Consider the following 23,268-nt stretch of genomic DNA (forward strand, 5'->3'; position numbering starts at 1 on the left):
AAAGTTCCTAATCTATATCGAATAACTTGCCCGGATTTAGTATCATGTTAGGATCGAAGGCTTTCTTTATGCGCTTCATCAATTCAATTTCTGTATCCTTTAGCACAAGAGGCATGTATGGTTTCCTCTTGTGGCCTATGCCGTGTTCACCGCTTATGGTGCCTCCGAGATTTGCTACGATCTTATACATCTCCGGCAGCAATTTGTTTAAGGTGTCATACCATTTGTCAAGTGACCATTCCGGGTCTTTGACCGGTGTTACGTGCAGGTTTCCATCACCTGCGTGACCGTAGCATGGGATTGATACATTATATTTTGTTTGAAGCTCTGCCAGTCTATCCATGAATGTGGGTATTTCAGATATTGGAACAACAATGTCTTCAAGGCTTTGGTGGGGGCTCACCAGTTTCCATGCCTCGGCAACGTTTCGCCTTATCCTCCACACTCTTTCAATGGTTGTAGCATTGTCGGCTACATAGACTTCTATAGCTCCGTTTTGCATGCAAAGCTCTCCAATGGTTTCATACTGTGATTCGATTATATCCATGTTATCACCATCCAGCTCAATAAGGAGCATGGCTTTTGCGCTCTGATAGGGAAGCTTTTCGTTTAAGTATTCACATGATGTCTTAAATGACAGTTCATCCATAAACTCTATGGAAGTAGGTATTATTTTGCCGTTTGTCATTATTATGGGGACTATGTCGATTGCTTCCTTGACACTGTTAAACAGCACCAAAAGATCTGCTGTGGCAACAGGCATCGGCTGAAGTTTTACTATTATCTTGGTAAATATGCCAAGAGTGCCTTCTGAGCCAACCATAAGATGCAGGAGGTTGTAGCCTGTAACATCTTTTACTCTCTTGCCGCCTAAAGTTATGATATCTCCTTCCGGAGTTACCATTTCCAGTCCCATGATATATCTTGCGGTAACACCATACTTTATGGCTTTGCCGCCGCCGGCATTTTCAGCTACGTTTCCGCCCACATAGCATGTTTCTACGCTCATGGGGTAACCTGCATAATAGAGACCATATTCTTTTACAACATTGTTTATTTCATTGGTAACAACACCCGGCTCGACGACAGCCATCAGGTTTTGGGTGTCGATTTCCAAAATTTTGTTCATCTTTTCTACAGATAAAACTATGCCTCCGCAGATGGGAACAGCGCCGCCGGAAAGACCGCTGCCTGCTCCTCTTGGCGTTACAGGTATCTTATATTTGTTAGCAAGCTTTACTATCTTTGAAATCTGCTCAGCAGAAGTTGGTTTTAGCACTACATCAGGCATGTGTGCATAATGTTTTTCCGCTACTTCGTCGTGAGAGTATGCTTCCATTGCTTCTATATCATCATATATGACATTTCTTTCGCCCACTATCTGTTTTAGCTCATCTACAATCTGTGGAGTTATGCTATTATACTTCACTTTTTGCCACCTCCAGCCTTTCTATAAGTGCAGGCACTAATTCGGTTACATCTGCTACAATGCCTAAATCAGATACTCTAAATATCTGGGCATCAGGATCTTTGTTGACAGCTATTATTGTGTCGGATGTCTGCATACCTGCCAGATGCTGTATCGCCCCGGATATACCAAGAGCTATATAAAGTTTTGGATTTACTGTCTTACCGCTTAAACCTACTTGGTGAGGATACCCTATCCATCCTCTGTCTACCACATCTCTAGAGCCTCCTACCGCACCGCCCAAAAGCTCTGCCAGCTTGTAGACTATCTTAAAGTTATCTGCTTTGCCTACGCCCCTGCCTCCGGATACGATAACATCAGCATCTTGTATAGTGCCGCCTTGCGTCTCATCTTTTATAAAGTCCAGTCTTGCTGTTGGAAGGTCCTCTTGAGTAAGCTGAATCTTTATATTTATTATCTCGCCCTGCCTTTGCCCATCCATAATAGGCGCAGGTCTGGTAGAGTGAGGTCTTACTGTCGACATTTGAGGCCGTGTAGCTGTCTTTATGGTTGCCATAATATTGCCGCCTATGGCAGGTCTTGTCTGGAGTAAATTGCCTTCTTCATCGATATCAAGGCCGGTGCAATCAGCAGTAAGTCCTGTTCTTAACCTTACAGCGGTGTAAGGCATAAGTGTGCGTCCTTGAGTGGTAGCAGGCGCGATGATGATTTCAGGTGTGTATTCTTTTACAAGCTGGATGAGCACTTTTGAATAAGGTTCCACTAAAAAATCTTTAAGCTTAGGGTCATCTACACAGTACAGCTTATCCGCCCCTCTTTGAATCAGCTCCTGTTTATCCTCATCAGGTATATCATGGCCGATTAAGACAGCCGATACTATCGAGTTATCCAACTTTTCCTTTAAATCTAGAGCCCTTGTGAGAAGTTCATGGGCAACTTCATTTACCCGTCCGCCTCTTGCCTCGGCATATATCCATATTTCCTTCAAATCTATTCCCTCCCTTATATTACTGCCTTCTCTTTGAGAAGTTCTATTATTTCATCTAAAGCCTGATTAAGGCTATTTTCGTCTTTTACTTCTATAACCTTACCCTCTCGTGTTACCTTAGGACTAAATGTCTTGACTACCCTTGTAGGAGAGCCTTTAAGCCCCAAGCTTTCCGGGTCAGCTTCGATATCCTTTGCTGTCCACTGCTTTATTTCCAGCTTTTTAGCTTTAAGTTTCCCTGTAAGTGTAGGAAGCCGCGGATCTGCTATTTCTTTGACTACAGTTACCAAAGCAGGCATCGGCAGATTTAAGACTTCATAACCGCCTTCTATAAGTCTGTTGGCCTTTATATGGCCATCTTCTACCTCTACTTTGCTGGTAAATGTTGAAAGAGGCAGACCTAAAAGAGAAGCAATACCGGGCCCTACTTGAGCGGTGTCGCCGTCTGTTGCTCTTTCGCCGCATAAAATCAAATCAAAAGGTTTTAATTTTTCTATTGCCTTAGAAATCGTGTAAGAGGTTGCAAAGGTATCTGAGCCTGCAAAAAATCTGTCTGTAAGCAGCACTCCATCGTCACAGCCCATTGCAATAGCTTCTTTCAAAGCTTCCTCTGCTTTTTTAGGTCCCATGGAAACTACAATAATCTCGCCGCCGTATTTTTCCTTTAGCCTTATACCTGTTTCTATTGAATAAAGGTCTAAAGGATTTATTATGCTTTCCACACCCTCCCGAACCATTGTGCCGGTTTCGGGATCCATTTTAACATTGCTGGTTTCAGGAACCTGCTTGATTGGTATGATTATTCTCATAAGGTTTCTCCTCCCAAATTTAATTATTTATTTAAACTTTCTTTTCCTATAAGCTGATTATGAAAACTTCTGCACCCAGTAAAAGTGCATATATCAGGCAGTACAAAAGAGTAGAATTGAGTATCTGCCCTTCATGCTTTTCAAGACCCGTAGCTGAAGCTGCTATGGCTATGCTCTGAGGGGATATCATCTTACCGGCTGAAGCTCCGGTAGCATTAGCTGCCGCAATCCAAACAGGGTCTTTGCCTATCTGCAGCGCAACCTGTTTTTGCAGCGCTCCAAAGAGTATATTAGATGAGGTATCGCTTCCGGTTACAAATGTACCAAGTGCTCCTATCATTGGCGCAACGAAGGGATATATGGGTCCTGCGGCGTTTGCCAGGGCTATTGCTACACTGGAAATCATACCGCTGTATCCCATTATTTTAGCCATGGATACTATCGAAAGTACTGTGCCGATAGTAGGCAAAAGCTGTTTAATCGTGCGCAGGAATATGGAAAATAGCTGCTCAAGGCTTGCTTTTTGTACCAAACCCCCTATGATAGCTGATATTAACATCAGAGTGCCCGGTGTTGTAAGCCACTGGAAAGTAGCGGGTTTGCCGCCGGGTCCAAAGTAAAGCTGCACGCTGGATGCGAAGGGTGCCTTTCCTAAAAATTTTAGTGATGGCACAAGGTTTATGCTCATAATCAGTATAAAAAGGATAATATAAGGCATCCATGCAGCGGCAAGGCCTATTTCTTTATCTGAGTTAATTGCGATATTTGCTTTATTTGTTGCCTGGCTTTCACCGGGGAAAAGCCATATATTTTTAAGTGGAAATATTCTGACATATATAATTGTACCTACCAAGGATGCAAGTGAGCCAATGATGGCTGCTACTTCAGGTCCGATATATACTGCAGTGATGGTTTGGAAAAGGGCAAAAAGTACGCCGCTTACTAAGCATGCGCCCAACACATCCTTTAAACTTTTGAAAGATTTTGTAAGCAAGAGGACAAGCGCGAAGGGAAGGATGATAATGAAAATAATAAGTTGGTATGCAATGCTTGCCGTAACAGCTAAAAGGTCCAGTTCTGCTACCTGGGCAAGAGTTATAACTGGTATGCCTACACCACCGAAAGCTACCGGCACTGTGTTTGCAACAAGGCAAATTATTGCTGCAAAAATCGGATTAAAGCCTATACCCGCCAAAAGACTTGCAGGTATTGCAACTGCCGTGCCGAAACCTGCGGCAGCTTCGAGAAAACCTCCAAAGGAGAAAGCAAGTATCAGTGCTTGGATTCTTCTGTCGGGAGATATTTTAGCCAGGGTTGATTTAATAGTGTCCATACCGCCAGTTGCCACAGTAACATTGTATGTATACATAGCTGCGATGATAACCCAGAGTATTGGCCAAAAACCGGTAAGAATTCCTTCGACTACAGACTGCAGCACAAAGACACCCGGCATTTTCCATGCGGTAAGTGCGATGATTGCAGTTAGGACAAGTGAAGTAAAACACACCTTGTAAGAAGGGAGTTTTAACCAGCCAAGGCCCAACAGTAAAAATAAAAGGGGAAGAAAAGCTACTAGGCTTGAAATAAAAAGGCTTGCAAAAGGAGACGTCACAGGCTCCCACATTTTTTAAAACCTCCTGTCAAAATATTTTAGCCTATATAAATATTTCTTACTATTTAGCTTAATTATATTATACTATTATACTGGTCAGACCGCAAGAGGAAAATAAAAAATATTTTGACAAATATTTCACAAGCTCTTTAACTTTTCTTCCACAAAATCTATGTGTATTTCCATTTCTTTGGCGGCAGCTTGTCCGTCCTTGTTTTTTATGTGGTTATATATGGCAATGTGCTGCTGAAGCAGTGCGTCTACATTGCCGGGATCCTGCATAAGTTTTTTTCTCGCATCTTTTATATATGCCTCTATGCCATCGGCTATTACCTCTACCATATCTATAAGTAGTTTGTTACCGGTGGCTTCGCTTATAATCCGGTGCAGCTTTTTATCTGCTTCGGCTCGCTCGCTTTCATTATCGCTTTCCATCATAATCTTTATTTGCGACTGCATTTTTTCAAGGTCTTCATCTGTACGCATTTCTGCTGCTTTTTTCGCGCAGGCGCTTTCTAATATCTTTCTTAATTCAATAAAGTCGTCCTGATTTTTTTCTAAGGCTATAATAAGTGAGAGAGGCTTGAATATTGAGGAGGTAATCTCATCTACAATGTATGTGCCTTCACCGGGCCTGCTGTCAACTATGCCCATTACTTCCATTGCCCTTAAAGCCTCACGCATAGACGCCCTGCTGACGCCTAATATCTGACAGAGCTCTCTTTCCGGCGGGAGCTTGTCTCCTTTTTTAAGTTGTCCGCTGTATATCATATTTTTAAATTGTTCTATAATATCTTCATATACTTTTTGTACTCTAATTGGTGTAAAATCCATTCCATATATTCCTTTCTAGCTATTTTTAATCCATCTGCCTTCTAAAAGGCAAAGCTGTTTTCCTTCTTCGCTTAATATGTTGTGCCTTGTAGTAACGTGGTCATCATTTTTGATAACCTGACATTGAGATCTTATAATCATGCCATAGGTTGTTTCCTGCTTATATGTAACCTTTAAATTTCTAAGTTCATAGTTTGAAATTATATCATAAGGCAAAGCCTCTAATGCCCATGTGACATATACTACATTATTTACATGGCTATTGGTGTCTATGTCACTGTATCTTACCTGAAACTTTTTTTCTATATCACAGGAGGAAAGCTCCGTTATTTCCCTGATTTCCAGAGGCTCATCAGAAGTTACCTGATAAGCTTTATACATCACATCAGGAATTTTAAGAGGGCGCCTTTTGTCTTTATCTACAAAAAGCCAGACAGAATTAGCCGTTACCAGCCTTTCCCCATCCTTATTTAGGACATCAAACCAGCGGTAGGCGTAAAATTTTCTAAAAGAGTAAGGGGCGGTTCTGACCTTAATAGTTTCTCCGTATCTTGGATATTTATTTATTTTAATATCCCATCGATATAGCATCCAGGCTACATTATGCTCTTTAAGATAACTTATGCCGACTCCCAGTTCTCGGCTTTGCTGTGTTGCAATATCATCGAAATATCTGATCAAGCTAGTAATTAAAATCCTTCCCTTGACATCTGCTTCGTAATAATGAATGCGATATTCTTTTTCAAGCATGTTGCTGCCGCTCAAAACCATGACACCTCCGAGAAAATAGGGCTTTACAATCACTATAATATTATCATAAGATTGAGGTAAAGTCATTGCTGCTTAAAGAAAAAATAAATAGGAGGCGGAGATAAAAAACGATATATAGAAGTCATAAGTAAAATGGTTCGAATTTGTTCCGATGTAATGAGTTTAAACCGGAGGCTGTCATTAATAGAAGTTCAGTAAAATATTATGGAATAAATTTGTTCCATATATTATTATATATTTATGCCATTTCAATGTTTTAAGGAATGGCATAAATTTTGCATATATCAAAATGAGGTGAATTACATGCAAACAACGAGAATTAAAATTGAAACCATCGATCGGCCATATATGACGTATGATATCCTTTCGGTTTTGGTGAAATACGAATTAAGTGTTACATGGATGGAGGTATACACCTATGTAGTTTACATAAAGCTTCCCAAAATAGATTCTAACCTTTGGAAAACTATAAAATCGGAGATATTAGAGATACCGGGAGTAAAAAGCGTTACAGAAATTGATTTGATTGATTTTGAAAAAAGAGAAATTGAGAAGAAAGCCATTTTAGACTTACTCCCCTATGGTATTTTATTGCTTGATAAAGAAAAAAAGATAAAGTATATTAATAAATTTGCGGCAAAAACTATCTTAATGACAGATGAACACGGCGCCATAGACAAAAGTATATGGGACTTTATTCCAAGAAAAAGCTTAAGAAGCTATATAGGTTCGGATTTGTCATTTTACGATGATATTGAAAATATTGAGATAAGATTAAAGAATAAATCCTATCTAATGGATATTTATGGTTTAAAAACCGAGGAAGGCGCAGTTTTTGGTTACATATTTACAATGCAGGATTCAGGAAAAATTAGTGAGATTATAAATCTTAAAAGGTATGATAACCCGATCACATTCGATGACATTATCGGCAGTAGTGCAAAACATCATCAAGTAATTGAACAGGCCAAAGTATTTTCTCAATCTGATTCTCCCGTACTGATTCTTGGCGAAAGCGGAACAGGAAAAGAACTTTTTGCACGAGCAATACATAACGCAAGTTTGAGATCGTCAAAGCCTTTTATACCTGTTAATTGCGCAGCTGTACCGGATCAGTTGCTCGAAAGTGAACTTTTTGGATATGAAGAAGGCGCTTTTACAGGAGCAAAAAAACATGGTAAAACAGGGATATTTGAAATAGCTAATGGAGGCACGATTTTTTTAGATGAGATAGGCGAAATGCCGCCGCATTTGCAAGCAAAATTACTTCGTGTGCTTCAAGAGAACAAAATAAGAAAAGTCGGGAGCAATACCTTTGAAAATATAAACGTAAAAGTTATAACAGCAACCAATAAAAACCTATACAAAATGGTAGAGGACGGTCAGTTTCGCCTTGACCTGTTATACAGAATAAATACATTTTCTTTAACTGTGCCGCCGCTTAGAGAAAGGAGGGAGGATATCAATGAGCTAATAGAACACTTTATAAAGATTTATAGCGGAAAGTACGGTAAAAAGATTAACGGCATTGCGCCTCAAGCTTTAAAAAAGCTCCTGGCGTATAATTGGCCGGGGAACGTAAGAGAACTTCAAAATGTCTTAGAGAGAGCAATAGCGTTTACAAAAGGAAATGAAATTGATGCAGAAGATATAGTGTTAAATAATTTGTCTGTTCAAAATCAAATCAATGAATCAATGTCTCTTAAAAGTACACTTGATGAAGTGGAAAGGAATATTATTTTAAACACATTAAAGCATAGCAGCAGCATACGGGAAGCTGCAAGAACATTGCAGGTTACTCATACTATGCTTATCAACAGAATTAAAAAATACGGAATAAAAAATTCCGAATGGAGGTTTCAAAATGAATAAAAAATATATGACTAAATTAACTCATACAGGAGAGAAAGTTATGCCTTCAGTATCTGCTCCTAAGGTTCCGCCTATTTATATGAGTTCGGTTTTTTCTTTTGATAGTGTTAAAGAATTAGATGAAGTATATGAAGGCACCCCCGGGTATGTGTATTCTCGCATGGGAAATCCCAACCATGATAGCTTGGAAGAGATTTTAGCTACTATAGATGAAGGAGAAGATGCACTGGTCTATTCTTCCGGAATGGGTGCAATTTCTATGTCGCTGCTTGCGAACATAAAATCCCAAGATCATATTATATCGAGTAATGTCTTGTATGGCGGGACATGGGAGCTTTTGACGGAAGAACTGAAGAAATTCAATGTGGAAGTTACGTTTTTGGATTTTAATAAGGATGACATTGAACCATATTTTAAACCCAACACAAAAGTTGTTTATATGGAAACTATCTCTAATCCGCTCATGGAAGTTGCAGACATACGAAAAATAGCAAAAATTGCCCACCAGCATAATGCAAAATTAATAGTAGACAATACTTTTGCAACACCGGTAGTATGCCAGCCGCTAAAACTTGGAGCAGATATAGTGGTTTACAGTTTGACTAAATATATGGGCGGCCATAGTGATGTTATAGGCGGGGGTGTGGTTTCTGACAAAGAAACTATTGAAAACATAAGACATGTCGGTTCAATTTACGGTCCTACCATGAGTCCGTTTGATGCTTGGCTTATAACAAGAAGTCTTAGAACCTTAGAACTTAGGATGCGCCAGCACAGTCAAAATGCCATGAAGCTTGCGGAATACCTGGAAAATCACAAAAAGGTCAAAAAAGTATATTATCCGGGACTTGCATCATCACCTTCAAAAAATATAGCAGAGGAAATATTTTATAACGGGCTTTTTGGCGGTATGATGAGCGTGGATTTGGTAGGCGAAGAAGAAGAGGCATGCAAATTCATAGACAGCCTTGAAAAAGTAAAACTGGTTCCCAGCCTTGCAGGAGTGACAACTACAATGTCCTACCCTGCCAAAACATCCCACCGGTCTATGAGCCGCAAAGAACGGCAAGATGCAGGAATATCCGATAGCCTACTTAGAATTTCTGTGGGTCTTGAAGAAATAGAAGATATAATCGAAGAATTTAATAAGGCATTTGAAAAGATATGATATAATCTTGATATTAAATAAGTAAAGGAGTGGCGCACGATGAAGGAAAAATTCGAATCACTGGTAAAGCAATATAAAGATGAAATTATAAAAACCGCTTCTGAGATGATACAAATTAATTCCCAATCAACACAGGAAGGTGAGTTTGCTCAATATGTAGTGAAAAAAATGCAAGATCTGGATTACGATGAGGTAGTTGTTGATACTTACGGAAATGTCTTTGGGACAGTGAAAGGCACCGGCGGTGGAAGCTCTGTCATGCTCAACTGCCATCTGGATGTGGTAGATGAAGGGGACATATCAAAATGGAAATATCCTCCCTACAGCGGCACAATTGCTGAAGGCAGGATATGGGGAAGAGGGGCTTCGGATACCAAAGGGACCTTTGCTATCCAGATTTACGCTCCGATTATGCTTAAGCGGGCAGGGCTACTGCCTAAGGGTGATAGAGTAGTTGCAGGTGTCGTATGTGAGGAGATTGCAGGTTTTGGCGCAATGATGCAGGCTAAGGATAACTTTAAGCTTACAGACTATGCTATCGTAGGTGAAGCCACAGAAAACGATCTTGCGATAGGATGCCGGGGCAGATTCTGTGCTGTTGTTACCATAACAGGCAAGTCATGTCATGCATCTATGCCCCATATGGGCAAAAACCCCTTTGACTTTCTTGGTAAATTCCTTGTGGAATTAAAAACCGTAGAAATGGGTAAAGATGAATTATTCGGTTCTTCCACAATGTCGGTTACCAATATCGAATCCTCGGAAAAGGGAACCAATATCATACCGAATGAACTAAAAGTATACATAGATTATCGACAATCCAGCGTTGACACAGAGGAAGTCGCCCTTGCTAAAATTCAAGAGGTCATTGACAGATGTAAAATGGAAGGTATTACAGTCGACCTTAAATCCCTATATTTTCCACTGAAAACATATACAGGTTTTGAAGGTATGGCACACCAAGGCGAACCTCCTTTTAGTGTAAGCCCGGAAGAACCCTATGTTCAGCTGTGCAAGAAGACATTAGAAAAGATTACGGGTCATCCTATAAAAACAAAAACTTGGGAATTTGCTACTGATACCGGCCATTATGCAGCAAAAGGCGTAAAATGTATCGGTTATTCTCCGGCAGAAATAAGGCTTTGCCATACAACAGAAGATAGCATAGATATCAATATGATGGAAGAAGGCACATTGGGATATTTGGCACTGGCTTATACCCTTGCAAATATAGAAGACTAAAGGGAGGAAGACTAAACAATGAAAAAAGAGAAAAAACAAGTTGGCATTAACCCATTTGTTCTAATTTTTGCTGTAATATTTATCTGCGGATTATTGACATTTGTAATTACTCCCGGCACTTTGACGGATGGGGTCTATACCCCGCTTCCTAAAAATCAGTTGAATTTTAATAACTTATTTAACATTTTCAGAGCAGTTCCTTATGGAATAAAAGACTCAGCTAATATAGTCATACTTATTTTGACAGTGGGAGGCGCCCTTGAAGTTTACAAGAAAACCGGTGCTATTGATGCAGGAATCTTGACGGTGGTGCAAAAATTCGGGAAATCTTCGCAAACTATGCTTTTGGTAGCACTGATAGTGCTTTTTTCTGCCATTGGCGGCTTCTTGGGCTGGATTGAAACCCTTATACCTTTTGTTCCCCTTGTAGTTGCAACGGTACTAGCGCTGGGCTATGATGCTATGACCGCTGTCGCAGTCTGCATTATCGGTGCAATGGGCGGCTTTATTGCAGGACCTACAAATCTTTATACTGTGGGCGTTGCAAACGGGATACTTCAGAAAATGGGCGTTTTGCCCGAGGGCAGCGACTTGTTTGTGGGTCTGGGACTGAGGGTAATATTGTGGATTGTTATAACTGCTGTCAGCACAATATACATTCTTGTTTATGCAAATAAAGTATTAAAAGATCCCTCAAAAAGTCTGGTAGCCGATATTGATGTTTCAGATATTCGTCTGGATACAACTAAAGCTGACGAGGCAAAACTTACAACGCCGCAAGTTATGGTTTTGCTTACCATAGTAGGTGCCGTAGTGCTTACGGTAATCGGCATGAAATACGGCATTAATGGTGTAAAATGGGCTATTGATGATGTGTCTGCTGTATTTCTACTTTCAGGTATTCTTTCAGGCATTATTGGAAAAATGAGTGCAGGAGATATTGCCGACTGCTTGATTGCGGGCGCTAAGGGTTCAATTGGAGGCGCTATGGTAGTAGGTGTTGCTCGGGGAGTTTACTGGGTTCTAAATGCTGCTAATGTAAATGCCACCATTATTTACAGTGCAATAAAACTGTTGGAAGGGACTTCACCTTTTGTGGCAGCTATTGGCATTGTTATTATTGTAACCTTTATAAATGGTCTTATCCCATCAGGAAGCGGCAAAGGCGCTCTCCTTATTCCAATACTCGTGCCTATAGGCCTAAGTCTTGGCTTAACACACCAGACAACGGTTCTAGCTTATCAGTTTGGAGACGGAATCACAAATATGTTCTGGTTTAGCTATGGAACATTGCTTATTTTTTTAAGCTATGGCAAAGTGCCTTTGGACAAGTGGTATAAATTCTTCATACCACTAATGGGTATTTTCTATGTAATTGCCTTCGTTTTTATTGTAATTGCGCTAAAAATAGGATATTAAGTTTAGATATTACATACTAATACAAAAACGGTCCTTTTTGACAGTATCTAAATGTCAAGAAGGCCGTTTTTATTTAACAAGTTGTCAGTTAAAATTTGCCACAATCTTGCATTCCTTGATGCAAGCAGGTATGATAGTATAAGAGTAACAAAATTACAATAAAATATAAATTCTTTGGGGGTTTTTAATAATGAATAAGAGGGTTGCGATCTTTACGGCGGTGCTGGTGTCAGCAGTGCTGCTACTATCGTCTGTAGCAATGGGTGCCACAGGGGCAAAAGACATCAAGGCATTTTACAGAAACATTAAAATCAAAGTTAACGGCAAATTAGTTGATGTCGGAAATACAGAGCCCTTTATTTACAATGATTCTACATATGTGCCCATAAGACTTATAAGTGAAGCCTTAGACAAGGTTGTTGAATGGGACAATAATCAGAGCACGGTGATAATAACCGACAAATCTACATCACAAACATCCCAGGAGATTGCAAACAAAGATGCTCAAATCCAAAATCTGACCTATCAAAATTCACTTTTGCAAAGTAAGATTATCGAGCTCAATAAAACCATTGATGATTTAAAGAAGGAAAAAGAGGAAAAGGAAAATGCCGATGAGTATTTAGAGGATTATCTATACGATGAATACTCTAAGTGGAACGATATCAAGTTTAATTATAAGGTTAAGGAATCGTCAAGCGGGGATTTGACACTGACCATTGAGTTTGACAAAAGTGACTACAAATCAGAGTGGAATAAGCTTACGGAAAGAAAGATCGAAAATTGGCTAAATGATATATATGATTACGTAAAAGATGAGTTTCCGAAAGCCGATTTTGAAGGAACAATCAAGGATACCGACAAGAAGGAAACCCTTGTTTCATTTGAAGAATCCGGCAGCAAATTGAAAGTAAAATTCTATGATAGCACCGTATCTTTTGCCGACCTAGAAGATGACTTGAACTATTTTTATGGCTCAAATCTTACAAAATACAGTAAAAACTTTGGAAGTCTGAAAGCTACTATAGAAGTAGAAGATTACGATGACGACGAAATCTATATAACTGTTATCGTAAATACCTCGAAATACGGCGATGAATGGGACGATGTCAAAGACACCGCAGCTTCTGATGACTGGCTGTATGACATAATGGAATATGCCCACGGTGAATACAAGGATTATATCATATCAGGACATGTAGAAAACAGCAGCGGCAAAACCCAAGCTACCTTCAGCTGTACTTCGTCCGGACGCATGAAAATAAATTGGAAATAAAAAACGAAATGGCTGGTTCGAAAGGATCGGCCATTTTTTAAAATGCAGCCTCTATATTAAAAACAAGGGGACGTATAGTTTATGGATAAACTTGAGAAGATAGTAAGGTCCATCGATTTTATTTTAAAGCATGTTCATGAAGGAATAGTAATAGCTGACAGAGAAGGCAGAGTTATTTATGTAAATGAAGCCAATGAAAGAATTACAGGGCTTGATAACAAAAAAATACTTGGACAGAAAGTCATCGATGTGGTTCCGACTTCTTCGCTTATCGATGTGCTAAAGTCAGGCAAAGAAAGGCTGGGTGTTAAAACACGGGTTAATAACAAATATGTTTATTCTAACATAGTTCCGATATATGAAAGCGGTGTGTTAATAGGCAGCATCTCGGTTTTTCTAGACCTTACAGAAATTCAGGATCTAAATCAAAAGCTGGAGTCGGCAAGACAGCAGATCAATAGCCTTTCTAAGCAGCTTTCGGGTTTTATTGGAGATAAAGATTTTATAGTAGGTCGAAATCCAAAGATGCAAAAGGTTTTGGAAGTGGCAAAAAAAGCTGCGGGAGTTATTTCAAGCGTTTTAATTACCGGAGAAAGCGGCACCGGCAAAGAAGTTGTGGCAAAGTTTATCCATAACAACAGCCCGCGAAAGAATGGCCCATTTATAGAGGTAAACTGCAGCGCGATTCCGGAAACACTTCTGGAAAGCGAGCTTTTCGGATATGAACCCGGAGCATTTACCGGCGCTGATCCCAAAGGAAAGACAGGACTGCTGGAAAAAGCAAATGGCGGCACTATTTTTTTAGATGAAATCGGAGATATGCCCTTTTCTATCCAGGCCAAACTACTTAGAGTGCTGCAGGACAGTGAAATTAGAAAACTTGGCGGTGGACGCAAAATTAAACTGGACATTAGAGTTATATCGGCCACAAACAGATCTCTGGAAGCTATGGTAAAAAGTGGTGAATTCAGAGAAGATCTTTATTACAGACTAAATGTTATACATATCGAACTTCCTCCTCTTCGAGAAAGAAGCGAGGACATTCCTGTATATGCAAAATTGCTTATGGACAAAATTGGGCAGCGGCTGAACAAGAAAATACAAGATATTTCACCTGCGGCTTTGCGCTGCCTCATAAACTATCATTTTCCGGGAAACATAAGAGAACTAGAAAATATCCTTGAAAAGGGCTTTGTTATGGATGAAGACGGAATTATAGGAGTTGATGATCTGCCGGAATTCCTGTCCTTAAAGCCGGAACATAATATCTTAAAATGGAACTTTGACGAAAATTGGCCTACACTTCAAGAGGCAGAAAAGGCCATAATCGAAAGAACATTAAAAGCTTTTCCAAATAAAACAAAAGCTGCAAAAGTACTGGGTATATCAAGAGCTACGCTTTATAGGAAGATGGAAGAAATGGGATTGGATAAAGATATTGTATAATTTTAAGACAATCTTTATTAAAACCAATTACGTGAAACCGGCAAATTCTATTAACTGTCTAGAAATGATACAAATAACTCAAAGTGTATCATTATTTGACAATTATTCACTTATTAAATACGCTTTTACGCCCTGCGCATACCTTAAGATTCGGCGAAGAAGCGTATTTATTATATTGGCACGAAACTTGCAATTATATATTTTCAAATAAAATTTTTTCATAAACAGGAGGAAGCCGAGATGTACAAAAGAGTACCTGAGCCTTTTAAAATTAAAATGGTTGAACCGTTAAGAATAATAAGCAGGGAAGAAAGAATAAAAGCACTGGAAGAAGCCGGTTATAATCCATTTTTACTAAATTCCGATGATGTTTACATTGATCTTTTAACTGACAGCGGAACCGGGGCAATGAGCGACAACCAGTGGTCCGGCTTGATGCTGGGGGACGAATCTTATGCCGGAAGCAGAAACTTTAGAAATTTGAAGAAAACCGTTCAAGATTTATTTAACTACAATTATGTAGTGCCTGTTCATCAAGGCAGAGGAGCAGAAAAATCGCTTTTCCCTTGTCTAATTAAGAAAAAAGGACAGTATGTGCTGGGGAACATGCATTTTGACACAACAAAAGCTCATATAGAACTAAACGGTGCAAGGGCAGTGGATTTAGTTACCGAAAAAGCTTTTGATACAGCGACTCCTTATGAATGGAAGGGTAATTTTGATCTTGATAAATTAGAAGGCTTTATAAAGGAACACGGAGTTGAAAATATAGCTTTTATACTGATTACCATTACCTGCAACAGCTCCGGAGGTCAGCCTGTATCAATGGAAAATATTAAGGCAGTAAGCGAAATTGCCAAGAAATATAAGATAAGGCTGTTCTTTGATGCTGCAAGGTTTGCAGAAAATGCCTACTTTATAAAGAAGCGTGAAAAGGGTTATGAAAACAAGAGCATTGCAGAAATAGTCCGAGAGATGTTTTCATATGGCGAAGGCTTTACGATGAGCGCAAAAAAGGATGCAATAGTAAATATCGGGGGTCTTATCGGAATCAAGGAAGACGAAGAACTGTTTAATGAAGTGGCCAGTATGGTTGTACCCAATGAAGGATTCATAACATATGGAGGACTTGCAGGAAGAGATATGGAATGCCTGGCCAGAGGTCTTATAGAGGGTATCGACGAAAATTACCTAGAATATAGGATATCACAGGTTGAGTATCTGGGACACCGGTTGACAGAAGGCGGAATTCCTATTCAAACACCTACAGGAGGACACGCGGTTTTTGTTGATGCAAAAAAGGTTTTGCCGCATATACCCTATTATCAATTTCCGGCCCAGGTCCTTGCAAATGCCCTTTATATTGAATCAGGCGTGCGGGCAGTGGAAGTGGGTTCCTTCTTGCTGGGAAGAGATCCGGAAACCGGAGAACAGTTAGAATCTCCACTGGAGCTTTTAAGGCTTACAATTCCTCGCAGAGTTTATACTAATGATCATATGGACTTTGTAGCTGATGCGTTAATTTCGATTAAAGATAAAGCAAAAGACTTAAAGGGTCTGGAATTTACTTATGAGCCAAAAGTCCTAAGACATTTTACCGCAAGATTAAAACCTATCGAATAAGGACACGCAAATCTATCACAATATGGCCACTATAGGCGTAATGCCTGTAGCGGCCTAACTTTGCAGTATAAAAAGAGGGGAGAGGAAATAATGGAAAGCGAAAAACCCAAAAAATCCGAACGCGGCCAGTGGGCGACAAGTATAGGTTTTGTAATGGCTGCTGCAGGTGCGGCAATTGGTTTAGGCAATGTGTGGAAATTTCCCTATCTTGCAGCAAAGTTCGGAGGCGGAACATTTCTTTTTGCCTATATCTTGATGCTGCTGTTTTTAGGGATACCGGTTTTAATAACGGAAATGGTGCTGGGTAGGCGGGGAAAACTAGATCCTGTAGGCACTTATTCAAAGCTTTCAGGAGGCAGTAAGTTCTGGAGATCTGTGGGCTATGTTGCTATTGCGGTAAACTTTATAGTGCTTTCGTTTTATGCTGTAGTTGGCGGATGGATTACTCACTATATGTTCCGCTACATTACAGGAGGCATTAAAGGAGATATTGTCGGATATTTCGGAAGTTTTGTCTCTAATCCTTATGCTCCCCTGCTGTGGCATGCTATATTCATGGGCGTTACGATTTATATAGTAGCAAAAGGAGTGTCCGGCGGTATAGAAAAAGCCAGCAACATCCTTATGCCGACACTATTTGTGCTATTTATTGTTTTAGTAATTCGAGCAGTCACATTGCCCGGCGCACTCGAGGGCATAAAGTATTACTTAATGCCGGATTTTAGCGAGCTTACAGGAACTACTTTTCTTATGGCTATGGGGCAGGTATTTTTCAGCTTGAATATTGGTGCAGGATGCACCATGACTTATGCCAGTTATTTGTCCGAAAATGAAAACATACCAAAATTAGCTAATATTGTGCCTATAATGGACTTTTTAGCGGCGTTTCTTGCGGGAATGATAATCATACCTTCGGTTTTTGCATTTGGCCTTGATCCTGCAGCAGGACCTCCGCTATTGTTTATAACAATGCCCCATGTCTTTGAGAAAATGCCGCTGGGGGCACTGTTTGGCTTCATATTCTTTGTATTAATGCTTTTTGCAGCTCTTACATCTGCAATTTCTATGCTTGAGGTAAACACTGCTTTCCTAGTGGACAACTATAAGATAGATAGAAAAAAAGCAGCGCTGACCGCAGGAATCTTAATATTCATCATGGGAATTCCTTCTTCACTGTCACAAGGAATACTGGCGAATTTCAAGATATTCGGCCTAGATTTTCTCAGTGCCATGGACTTTTTAGCATCATACATCTTAATGCCTTTCGGAGCTTTTATGATGACGCTTTTTGTAGTAAGAGTTTTGGGACTTGATGAAGCAATTAAAGAAGCCACAAACAACGGTACTGTTCATTTTGGCTTAGAAAAAATATGGAGTGTATTGGTAAAATATGTTGTTCCTGTAATAATATTTTTGGTATTTTTAAGTTCCACAGGTATTATTAAAATCTAACAATCGAAAGACTTGACTTTAACTTTAAAAAACAATACCATTTAGATAACAAGAACAAAATGGCTGGTTCGAAAGGATCGGCCATTTTAACATGTGGAGAGATTGCTGTGAGAAATAATAGCGGATACGCCTTGGTGATTGTTTTATTTGTTTGCGCAATTACAACAACGCTTGCGATATCTTTGCTTAACATTGCATCTAGCGAGTATATAATGGGGTGTTATGCAAGGGATTATACTCTGGCGTATTATCTTGCAGAAGCCGGTGTTCAAGAAGCGCTTTCCGCTTTAAAAAATGATCCTTATTATAGAGGGGCAAACAATTGGAAGGCTTTGGGAGAAGGCAGATATAAAACGAAAATCGCATCAAAAGGCACTGACTCGCTAACCGTAACTTCTACCGGCAAAGTCAGAAAAGCCGAGGCAGTGCTTACTGTCTATGTAGATTTATATATTGAAACAGATCCTGAAATTTACCCTGATCCACCTTATATGAACACCGAAATAAGGGTTACATCCTGGGATTTCTATGGCCCTATTTGAAAAACAGAGAAAATTTTTATATGAATTCAGGTATTGAATAATTATACATAACAGTGTATAATTATATCCAGCATTTTAAACCAAGGGGGATAATGAAGATGAAAAGGACAGTTAAGATAATAACTTTTATTTTATGCTTAAGTTTGGTGTTGGGTGTGGTATCCGGCTGCGGAAACAGTGGACAGCAAAGCCAAAGCGGCGAAAGTTCAAACCAACAGTCAGGAGAAAAGGAAGTATGGGTTGTAGGCACATCTCCAGACTATCCGCCTTTCGAGTTCGTTGATGAAAACGGGAATTTTGCCGGTTTTGACATAGACTTAATAAACGAAGTCGGCAAGAGATTAGGAGTGGAAGTTAAGATTGAGTCTTTAGAGTTTGAAAGCCTTATTGCTTCTTTGAAACAGGGCAAAATAGATGCGATTATTGCATGTATGAGTCCAAATGAAGAAAGACTTAAAGAAGCAGATTTTACAAAGCCTTATTACAAGACGAAACACGGTGTGCTTGTAAATCCTGAAGGTAAAGCGGAGATAAAAGAACTTAGCGATGTTCTAAAATACGAGTTTGGCGTTCAAAGCGGCACAACAATGGCTGCATGGGCACAAAAGCAAATAAAAAGCGGTGCGGTAAAAGAATCTCAAGTAAAATATTACACTGATGCTAATGCCGGAGTGCTGGACGTTAAAAATGGTAGACTGGCGGCATTTGTAATAGATTTGCCTGTGGCTTACGCAAAAGCAAAAGAACTGGGACTTAAAGTAGCAGTAGAGACAACTCTTGATAATGATGAAGATCCGGGGATTGTACTTAAAAAAGGCTCTACTGAAATGGTAGAAAAGCTAAACAAGATAATAGACGATATGGTAGCAGACGGAACTATAGCAAAATTAGAAGACAAGTGGTTTAGACAGTAATAAGGAGGTACAAACAATCATGAAAAGCGAATTGCTATTTATGAAGCAAGAGGACGTAATAGCAGCCGGTGTATTGGATATGAAAAAGATACTAGAGCTTGTAGAGAAGGTTTTTTATCTGCAAGGACATGGACAGATAATTAATCCGCCAAAGACGGTATTTGGCATACCTATAGGTGAAGAACCCCAATCCCACTTTTTTTCAATGCCGGTCTATATAGGCGGAGATATAAATCGACCAGGTACTAAATGGGCAGCAGAGTCACGCACAAATGCAAAGGTTGGTAATCTCCCAATGGGGATAGATATGGTGATCTTAAGCGATCCCATGACGGTGCAGCCTGTGGCAATTATGGACGGTATGGTTATTACGGCTATGAGAACAGCGGCAGCGGCAGGAGTTGCGGCAAAATACCTTGCACCGAAAGATGCACAGGTTGCAGGGTGTGTAGGAGCAGGTGTCATAGGCAGAACCATGATTATGGCATTACGAGAGGTTGCTCCAAGCCTTAAACAGATAAAACTGTGCGATCTTAATCTAGAAAAAGCGCAAAATCTTGCAAATGAATTCAAGGATGAAATAGAAGTTATTCCTACAAATAGTGTAGAAGAAGCCGTAACCGGCGCTGATATTGTAGCTACAATGACTACAAGCAAGAAACCTTTTGTCAAGTCCGACTGGATAAAGAAAGGCTCCATGATTATACAGATGAGTTCCTGCGAAGTCGAGGGCGGCGTTGTAGAAAAAGCCGAGAAGATTGTAGTGGACAGCTGGGATCAAATGAAAGAAAACGATCTTTCAATAATAAATCAAATGGTGCAGCAGGGCAAGATTGATGAAGCAGACATATGGTCATTAAGCGATATAGTGTGCGGAAATAAGCCCGGCAGAGAAAATAATGATGAAATCACAATGTTTAGCTCCCGAGGAATGGGCGCTCATGATATAATAATCGGTGATTATCTGTATAAAGAAGCCATAAAAAAAGGCCTCGGACAGAAGCTGACATTATGGGATGAGGCGTTATGGGTTTAATGAATAGCAATGCAATAAAAGTTTTTAAAAGCATTCCCTACCTCCTTGAAGGTGTGGGAATAACACTAGAAATTACAGTAATAGCCCTTGCCCTGGGAACAGTGGCAGGGCTTCTGCTTGCATTATGCAGGGTTTACGGCGGTACAATTCTGCACACTTTTGCACTATTTTACAGCAGGATAATACGAAGCCTGCCTTTGCTTGTGATATTATTTATGCTTTATTTTTTAGGTTCAGAAGTTGTAAATATACCGGCATTTTGGGCAGTAGTTATTGGCCTTGCCATTCATACAAGTGCATATCAAATTGAAATTTTCAGAGGCGCGCTCCAATCCATAAGTAAGGGGCAGATGGAGGCTGCGTTAGCGCTGGGTATGAGCAAATATCAAAGCATATTTGCAGTTATTTTACCTCAATCTTTGCGACGGGCTATCCCTTATTGGGCAAACGAAGCAAGCATAGTTTTAAAAGATTCTTCTATGGCATATGTGTTGGGCATTGCCGAACTTATGCGGCGAAGCGAATATGTAAGCGCTAGAACTGCTCAGCCTATGCTGACATATATAGTATCAGGGCTAATATATCTAATATTAACTTATGCATTTACGCGAAGCATGTCTAAAATCGAAGTAAAAGTAAAGATTCCAGGTCTTGAAAGGTGAATTTTTGATGTCAAAACCAATTTTAAGAATCAACAATTTGCATAAAAAATTTAAAGATACAGAAGTGCTAAAAGGAGTAAGCCTTACCGTAGATGAGGGCGAAGTTGTTGTAATAATAGGCCCCAGCGGCACAGGCAAAAGCACCCTTCTTCGCTGCATTAATAGGCTTATAGAACCTGATGCAGGGGAAATTTACTTGGGTGATGAGAAAATTGAACCGGGTGTTTCAAATTTAAGTAAAGTCCGGCAGCGTATAGGCATGGTGTTTCAAGATTTTAATCTCTTTAACCACCTTACTGCTTTACAAAATGTTGCAATTGGTCCCATAAAGGTGAAAAAAATGGACAAAAAAGCTGCCTTAAAGCTTGCCACACAGGAACTTGAAAGGGTCGGACTTGCCGACAAGGCCAATAGCTATCCGGCAGAGCTTTCGGGCGGACAAAAGCAGCGTGTGGCAATTGCCAGAGCCCTTGCAATGGATCCTGAGATTATGTTATTTGATGAGCCCACATCTGCCCTTGACCCGGAGCTGATAGGTGAGGTTTTGGAAGTTATGAAAAAACTTGCTGATGCCGGTATGACTATGCTGGTGGTAAGCCATGAAATGGGATTTGCCAGGGAGGCGGCAGACAGGATAGTGTTTTTAGAAGATGGCGTTATCGTAGAAATGGGACCTCCCGAAAAGATATTCAATAATCCTGAAAAAGAGCGCACACGGGAATTTATAAGCAAGATTGCAAGGCTGCACGGCAAGGCTCAAGATGTATCAGGGGCTGATTTGCATGATTGAACTGATACAGTTTTTTATCAAGATTTGGCCGGAACTTTACAAAGGTCTCATAGTTTCATTACAGCTTTCAGCAGGAGCTCTTGTATTAGGATTTGCAATCGGACTTCCCATGGCCCTTGCCAGAACTTATGGAAAAGGCCTTTTAAGGACATTAGCCACTGCATATATTGAGATTATTCGCGGTACCCCCATGATTGTGCAGCTGTTCATAATATACTACGGCCTGCCTGATTTTGGGATATTGCTTGACAGAATGCCTGCGGCTATTTTGGCTCTTGGAATAAACAGCAGTGCTTATCAGGCTGAATACTTCAGGGGAGCTATTTTGTCGATAGATGAGGGGCAGGGTCTTGCCGCTCAAGCCCTTGGAATGACGAAAAGCCAGACGATTGTAAACATCATACTTCCCCAGGCCTTAAGGATAGTACTGCCGCCTTGGTCCAACGAAGTGGTCTATATGGTAAAATATACATCAGTTGCATTTTTAATTGCCGTGCCGGAACTTATGGCCAGAGGCAAAATGCTTATTACTCAAACGTTTAAGCCTATTGAAACGCTGTTTTGGGTGGGTGTTGTGTATATCATTGTATTATCGATAATCGCAAAGATCGTGGATATATTCGAAAGAAAACTTGCAATACCCGGATTTCAAATGAGCAGAGAGGACTAAAATCTGCTCATTTTGCTTTCTACAATATTTCTTTATGAACCTCCTCTACGGTAAACCTGCCATCTGATTCCAAAAAGTCAAGGATAAGATCAAGCTGCCTGTTGACAAATTGTGTGTTATTTGATACACAAGCAATGCCTATAACGGCCCATCTCTTGACATCCTGCTGATCCACTTCGGCAATTGACACATTAAATTTATTTTTTACTTTGTCTATTACGCTTTTTACTATCTGTCTTTTTTCCTTTAAGGAAAAAAGATCTCCCAAAGAAAGCTTCACAGTAAGCGTTCCAACTATCATAAAAATCACCTGCCAAATATAATTACTTTTATCCTATCAGATGTAGCTGCTATATGCAATAATGCTGTATTTGGAACTTAAAGAATAGTAAGAGAGCCTTGAATCCAAATTTTATGTGGCTTTGACAGTGTTGACAAAAGAAGGATTATTGTGCTATACTTTAAAATAGTCATCGGACGGGAGGGGTGTCCGAGCGGTTTAAGGAGCTGGTCTTGAAAATCAGTGTCTCGAAAGAGCCGTGGGTTCGAATCCCACCCCCTCCGCCATAACTTGATACAAAAACAAAAGCCGTAAGATGCCGGGCTTTTGTAATGGAGAGATGGCCGAGTAGGTCGAAGGCGGTCGCCTGCTAAGCGATTATACGGACTAAAATCCGTATCGAGGGTTCGAATCCCTCTCTCTCCGCCATTTG

Annotated in this window: 21 protein-coding genes and 2 tRNA genes; 16 read left to right on the forward strand and 7 right to left on the reverse strand. The window is 40.0% G+C overall.

The features are described 5' to 3' along the window. Nucleotides 1–7 precede the first annotated feature (7 nt). The 6 genes from BUE08_RS04550 to BUE08_RS04575 all read right to left on the reverse strand — a co-directional run bounded on the left by BUE08_RS04550 (nucleotide 8) and on the right by BUE08_RS04575 (nucleotide 6,437). On the reverse strand, nucleotides 8–1,429 hold the full coding sequence (locus tag BUE08_RS04550) for an FAD-binding oxidoreductase (protein ID WP_059033061.1): 1,422 nt from the start codon (nucleotides 1,427–1,429) through the stop codon (nucleotides 8–10). Further along, a complete protein-coding gene (locus BUE08_RS04555; RefSeq protein WP_286680441.1) occupies nucleotides 1,419–2,417 on the reverse strand; it encodes an electron transfer flavoprotein subunit alpha/FixB family protein in 999 nt (332 codons plus the stop codon). The genes BUE08_RS04550 and BUE08_RS04555 overlap by 11 nt, the downstream gene beginning before the upstream one ends. Nucleotides 2,418–2,431: 14 nt before the next feature. Further along, complete coding sequence (locus BUE08_RS04560; protein ID WP_213951826.1) at nucleotides 2,432–3,226, reverse strand: electron transfer flavoprotein subunit beta/FixA family protein; 795 nt, start codon at nucleotides 3,224–3,226, stop codon at nucleotides 2,432–2,434. A gap of 46 nt (nucleotides 3,227–3,272) precedes the next feature. Next, nucleotides 3,273–4,850, reverse strand: coding sequence for an L-lactate permease (locus tag BUE08_RS04565; RefSeq protein WP_213996104.1), 1,578 nt, complete (start codon nucleotides 4,848–4,850; stop codon nucleotides 3,273–3,275). 126 nt (nucleotides 4,851–4,976) lie between these two features. Next, nucleotides 4,977–5,672, reverse strand: coding sequence for a FadR/GntR family transcriptional regulator (locus BUE08_RS04570; protein WP_213996105.1), 696 nt, complete (start codon nucleotides 5,670–5,672; stop codon nucleotides 4,977–4,979). A gap of 15 nt (nucleotides 5,673–5,687) precedes the next feature. After that, entirely contained in the window at nucleotides 5,688–6,437 is a 750-nt protein-coding gene (locus BUE08_RS04575) for an acyl-[acyl-carrier-protein] thioesterase (RefSeq protein ID WP_353682084.1), read from the reverse strand. Nucleotides 6,438–6,746: 309 nt separating this feature from the next. On the opposite strand from BUE08_RS04575, the gene BUE08_RS04580 reads away from it, so the two are divergent. The 14 genes from BUE08_RS04580 to BUE08_RS04645 all read left to right on the forward strand — a co-directional run bounded on the left by BUE08_RS04580 (nucleotide 6,747) and on the right by BUE08_RS04645 (nucleotide 22,555). Then, nucleotides 6,747–8,315 (forward strand): sigma 54-interacting transcriptional regulator, encoded by a 1,569-nt coding sequence (locus BUE08_RS04580; RefSeq protein ID WP_286680443.1) that lies wholly within the window; start codon nucleotides 6,747–6,749, stop codon nucleotides 8,313–8,315. Further along, nucleotides 8,308–9,483 carry a trans-sulfuration enzyme family protein gene (locus BUE08_RS04585; protein ID WP_286680444.1) on the forward strand — a complete coding sequence of 392 codons (1,176 nt, stop codon included), beginning with the start codon at nucleotides 8,308–8,310 and terminating at the stop codon, nucleotides 9,481–9,483. The genes BUE08_RS04580 and BUE08_RS04585 overlap by 8 nt, the downstream gene beginning before the upstream one ends. 39 nt (nucleotides 9,484–9,522) lie before the next feature. Next, a complete protein-coding gene (locus BUE08_RS04590; RefSeq protein ID WP_286680445.1) occupies nucleotides 9,523–10,725 on the forward strand; it encodes a M20 family metallopeptidase in 1,203 nt (400 codons plus the stop codon). An 18-nt stretch (nucleotides 10,726–10,743) separates the two neighbouring features. After that, nucleotides 10,744–12,144, forward strand: coding sequence for a YfcC family protein (locus BUE08_RS04595; RefSeq protein ID WP_059033047.1), 1,401 nt, complete (start codon nucleotides 10,744–10,746; stop codon nucleotides 12,142–12,144). Between the two features lie 190 nt (nucleotides 12,145–12,334). Then, nucleotides 12,335–13,420: a stalk domain-containing protein gene (locus BUE08_RS04600; RefSeq protein ID WP_273038720.1), complete on the forward strand. Its 1,086-nt coding sequence runs from the start codon at nucleotides 12,335–12,337 to the stop codon at nucleotides 13,418–13,420. A gap of 81 nt (nucleotides 13,421–13,501) precedes the next feature. Next, nucleotides 13,502–14,866 carry a sigma-54 interaction domain-containing protein gene (locus tag BUE08_RS04605; protein WP_286680446.1) on the forward strand — a complete coding sequence of 455 codons (1,365 nt, stop codon included), beginning with the start codon at nucleotides 13,502–13,504 and terminating at the stop codon, nucleotides 14,864–14,866. Nucleotides 14,867–15,106: 240 nt separating this feature from the next. Next, entirely contained in the window at nucleotides 15,107–16,489 is a 1,383-nt protein-coding gene (locus tag BUE08_RS04610; protein WP_059033044.1) for a tryptophanase, read from the forward strand. Nucleotides 16,490–16,579: 90 nt separating this feature from the next. Beyond that, nucleotides 16,580–17,941 (forward strand): sodium-dependent transporter, encoded by a 1,362-nt coding sequence (locus BUE08_RS04615; protein WP_213951838.1) that lies wholly within the window; start codon nucleotides 16,580–16,582, stop codon nucleotides 17,939–17,941. Between the two features lie 107 nt (nucleotides 17,942–18,048). Continuing rightward, nucleotides 18,049–18,483, forward strand: a complete 435-nt coding sequence (locus BUE08_RS04620) for a hypothetical protein (protein ID WP_286680447.1) — start codon at nucleotides 18,049–18,051, stop codon at nucleotides 18,481–18,483. Nucleotides 18,484–18,581: 98 nt separating this feature from the next. Next, nucleotides 18,582–19,397 carry a transporter substrate-binding domain-containing protein gene (locus BUE08_RS04625; protein WP_059033042.1) on the forward strand — a complete coding sequence of 272 codons (816 nt, stop codon included), beginning with the start codon at nucleotides 18,582–18,584 and terminating at the stop codon, nucleotides 19,395–19,397. 19 nt (nucleotides 19,398–19,416) lie between these two features. Beyond that, entirely contained in the window at nucleotides 19,417–20,433 is a 1,017-nt protein-coding gene (locus BUE08_RS04630; RefSeq protein ID WP_286680448.1) for an ornithine cyclodeaminase family protein, read from the forward strand. Continuing rightward, nucleotides 20,424–21,095 (forward strand): amino acid ABC transporter permease, encoded by a 672-nt coding sequence (locus BUE08_RS04635; protein WP_213951842.1) that lies wholly within the window; start codon nucleotides 20,424–20,426, stop codon nucleotides 21,093–21,095. Before BUE08_RS04630 ends, BUE08_RS04635 begins: the two co-directional genes overlap by 10 nt. A 7-nt stretch (nucleotides 21,096–21,102) precedes the next feature. Then, the gene (locus BUE08_RS04640) at nucleotides 21,103–21,885 is read left to right on the forward strand and encodes an amino acid ABC transporter ATP-binding protein (RefSeq protein ID WP_213951843.1); all 783 of its coding nucleotides are present in this window, start codon (nucleotides 21,103–21,105) and stop codon (nucleotides 21,883–21,885) included. After that, nucleotides 21,878–22,555 (forward strand): amino acid ABC transporter permease, encoded by a 678-nt coding sequence (locus BUE08_RS04645; RefSeq protein WP_059033039.1) that lies wholly within the window; start codon nucleotides 21,878–21,880, stop codon nucleotides 22,553–22,555. Before BUE08_RS04640 ends, BUE08_RS04645 begins: the two co-directional genes overlap by 8 nt. Before the next feature lie 19 nt (nucleotides 22,556–22,574). Here BUE08_RS04645 and BUE08_RS04650 read toward each other — a convergent pair whose 3' ends face one another. Next, nucleotides 22,575–22,856, reverse strand: a complete 282-nt coding sequence (locus BUE08_RS04650) for a DUF503 domain-containing protein (RefSeq protein ID WP_213951844.1) — start codon at nucleotides 22,854–22,856, stop codon at nucleotides 22,575–22,577. 179 nt (nucleotides 22,857–23,035) lie between these two features. Here BUE08_RS04650 and BUE08_RS04655 point away from each other — a divergent pair. Continuing rightward, nucleotides 23,036–23,122: transfer RNA gene (locus tag BUE08_RS04655), tRNA-Ser, on the forward strand. A 47-nt stretch (nucleotides 23,123–23,169) separates the two neighbouring features. After that, nucleotides 23,170–23,264 (forward strand) — tRNA-Ser (locus BUE08_RS04660). Nucleotides 23,265–23,268: the final 4 nt, after the last annotated feature.

It is taken from the genome of Tepidanaerobacter sp. EBM-49, assembly GCF_001896645.1.
Classification (GTDB): domain Bacteria; phylum Bacillota; class Thermosediminibacteria; order Thermosediminibacterales; family Tepidanaerobacteraceae; genus Tepidanaerobacter; species Tepidanaerobacter syntrophicus.

What these genes read in the sequence shown, in the direction of transcription:
- BUE08_RS04560 (WP_213951826.1), bottom strand. Translation starts at nt 3,226, where the DNA reads ATGAGAATAATCATACCAATCAAGCAGGTTCCTGAAACCAGCAATGTT.
- BUE08_RS04565 (WP_213996104.1), bottom strand. Translation starts at nt 4,850, where the DNA reads ATGTGGGAGCCTGTGACGTCTCCTTTTGCAAGCCTTTTTATTTCAAGC.
- BUE08_RS04570 (WP_213996105.1), bottom strand. Translation starts at nt 5,672, where the DNA reads ATGGATTTTACACCAATTAGAGTACAAAAAGTATATGAAGATATTATA.
- BUE08_RS04580 (WP_286680443.1), top strand. Translation starts at nt 6,747, where the DNA reads ATGCAAACAACGAGAATTAAAATTGAAACCATCGATCGGCCATATATG.
- BUE08_RS04585 (WP_286680444.1), top strand. Translation starts at nt 8,308, where the DNA reads ATGAATAAAAAATATATGACTAAATTAACTCATACAGGAGAGAAAGTT.
- BUE08_RS04590 (WP_286680445.1), top strand. Translation starts at nt 9,523, where the DNA reads ATGAAGGAAAAATTCGAATCACTGGTAAAGCAATATAAAGATGAAATT.
- BUE08_RS04595 (WP_059033047.1), top strand. Translation starts at nt 10,744, where the DNA reads ATGAAAAAAGAGAAAAAACAAGTTGGCATTAACCCATTTGTTCTAATT.
- BUE08_RS04600 (WP_273038720.1), top strand. Translation starts at nt 12,335, where the DNA reads ATGAATAAGAGGGTTGCGATCTTTACGGCGGTGCTGGTGTCAGCAGTG.
- BUE08_RS04605 (WP_286680446.1), top strand. Translation starts at nt 13,502, where the DNA reads ATGGATAAACTTGAGAAGATAGTAAGGTCCATCGATTTTATTTTAAAG.
- BUE08_RS04610 (WP_059033044.1), top strand. Translation starts at nt 15,107, where the DNA reads ATGTACAAAAGAGTACCTGAGCCTTTTAAAATTAAAATGGTTGAACCG.
- BUE08_RS04615 (WP_213951838.1), top strand. Translation starts at nt 16,580, where the DNA reads ATGGAAAGCGAAAAACCCAAAAAATCCGAACGCGGCCAGTGGGCGACA.
- BUE08_RS04625 (WP_059033042.1), top strand. Translation starts at nt 18,582, where the DNA reads ATGAAAAGGACAGTTAAGATAATAACTTTTATTTTATGCTTAAGTTTG.
- BUE08_RS04630 (WP_286680448.1), top strand. Translation starts at nt 19,417, where the DNA reads ATGAAAAGCGAATTGCTATTTATGAAGCAAGAGGACGTAATAGCAGCC.
- BUE08_RS04635 (WP_213951842.1), top strand. Translation starts at nt 20,424, where the DNA reads ATGGGTTTAATGAATAGCAATGCAATAAAAGTTTTTAAAAGCATTCCC.
- BUE08_RS04640 (WP_213951843.1), top strand. Translation starts at nt 21,103, where the DNA reads ATGTCAAAACCAATTTTAAGAATCAACAATTTGCATAAAAAATTTAAA.
- BUE08_RS04645 (WP_059033039.1), top strand. Translation starts at nt 21,878, where the DNA reads ATGATTGAACTGATACAGTTTTTTATCAAGATTTGGCCGGAACTTTAC.
- BUE08_RS04650 (WP_213951844.1), bottom strand. Translation starts at nt 22,856, where the DNA reads ATGATAGTTGGAACGCTTACTGTGAAGCTTTCTTTGGGAGATCTTTTT.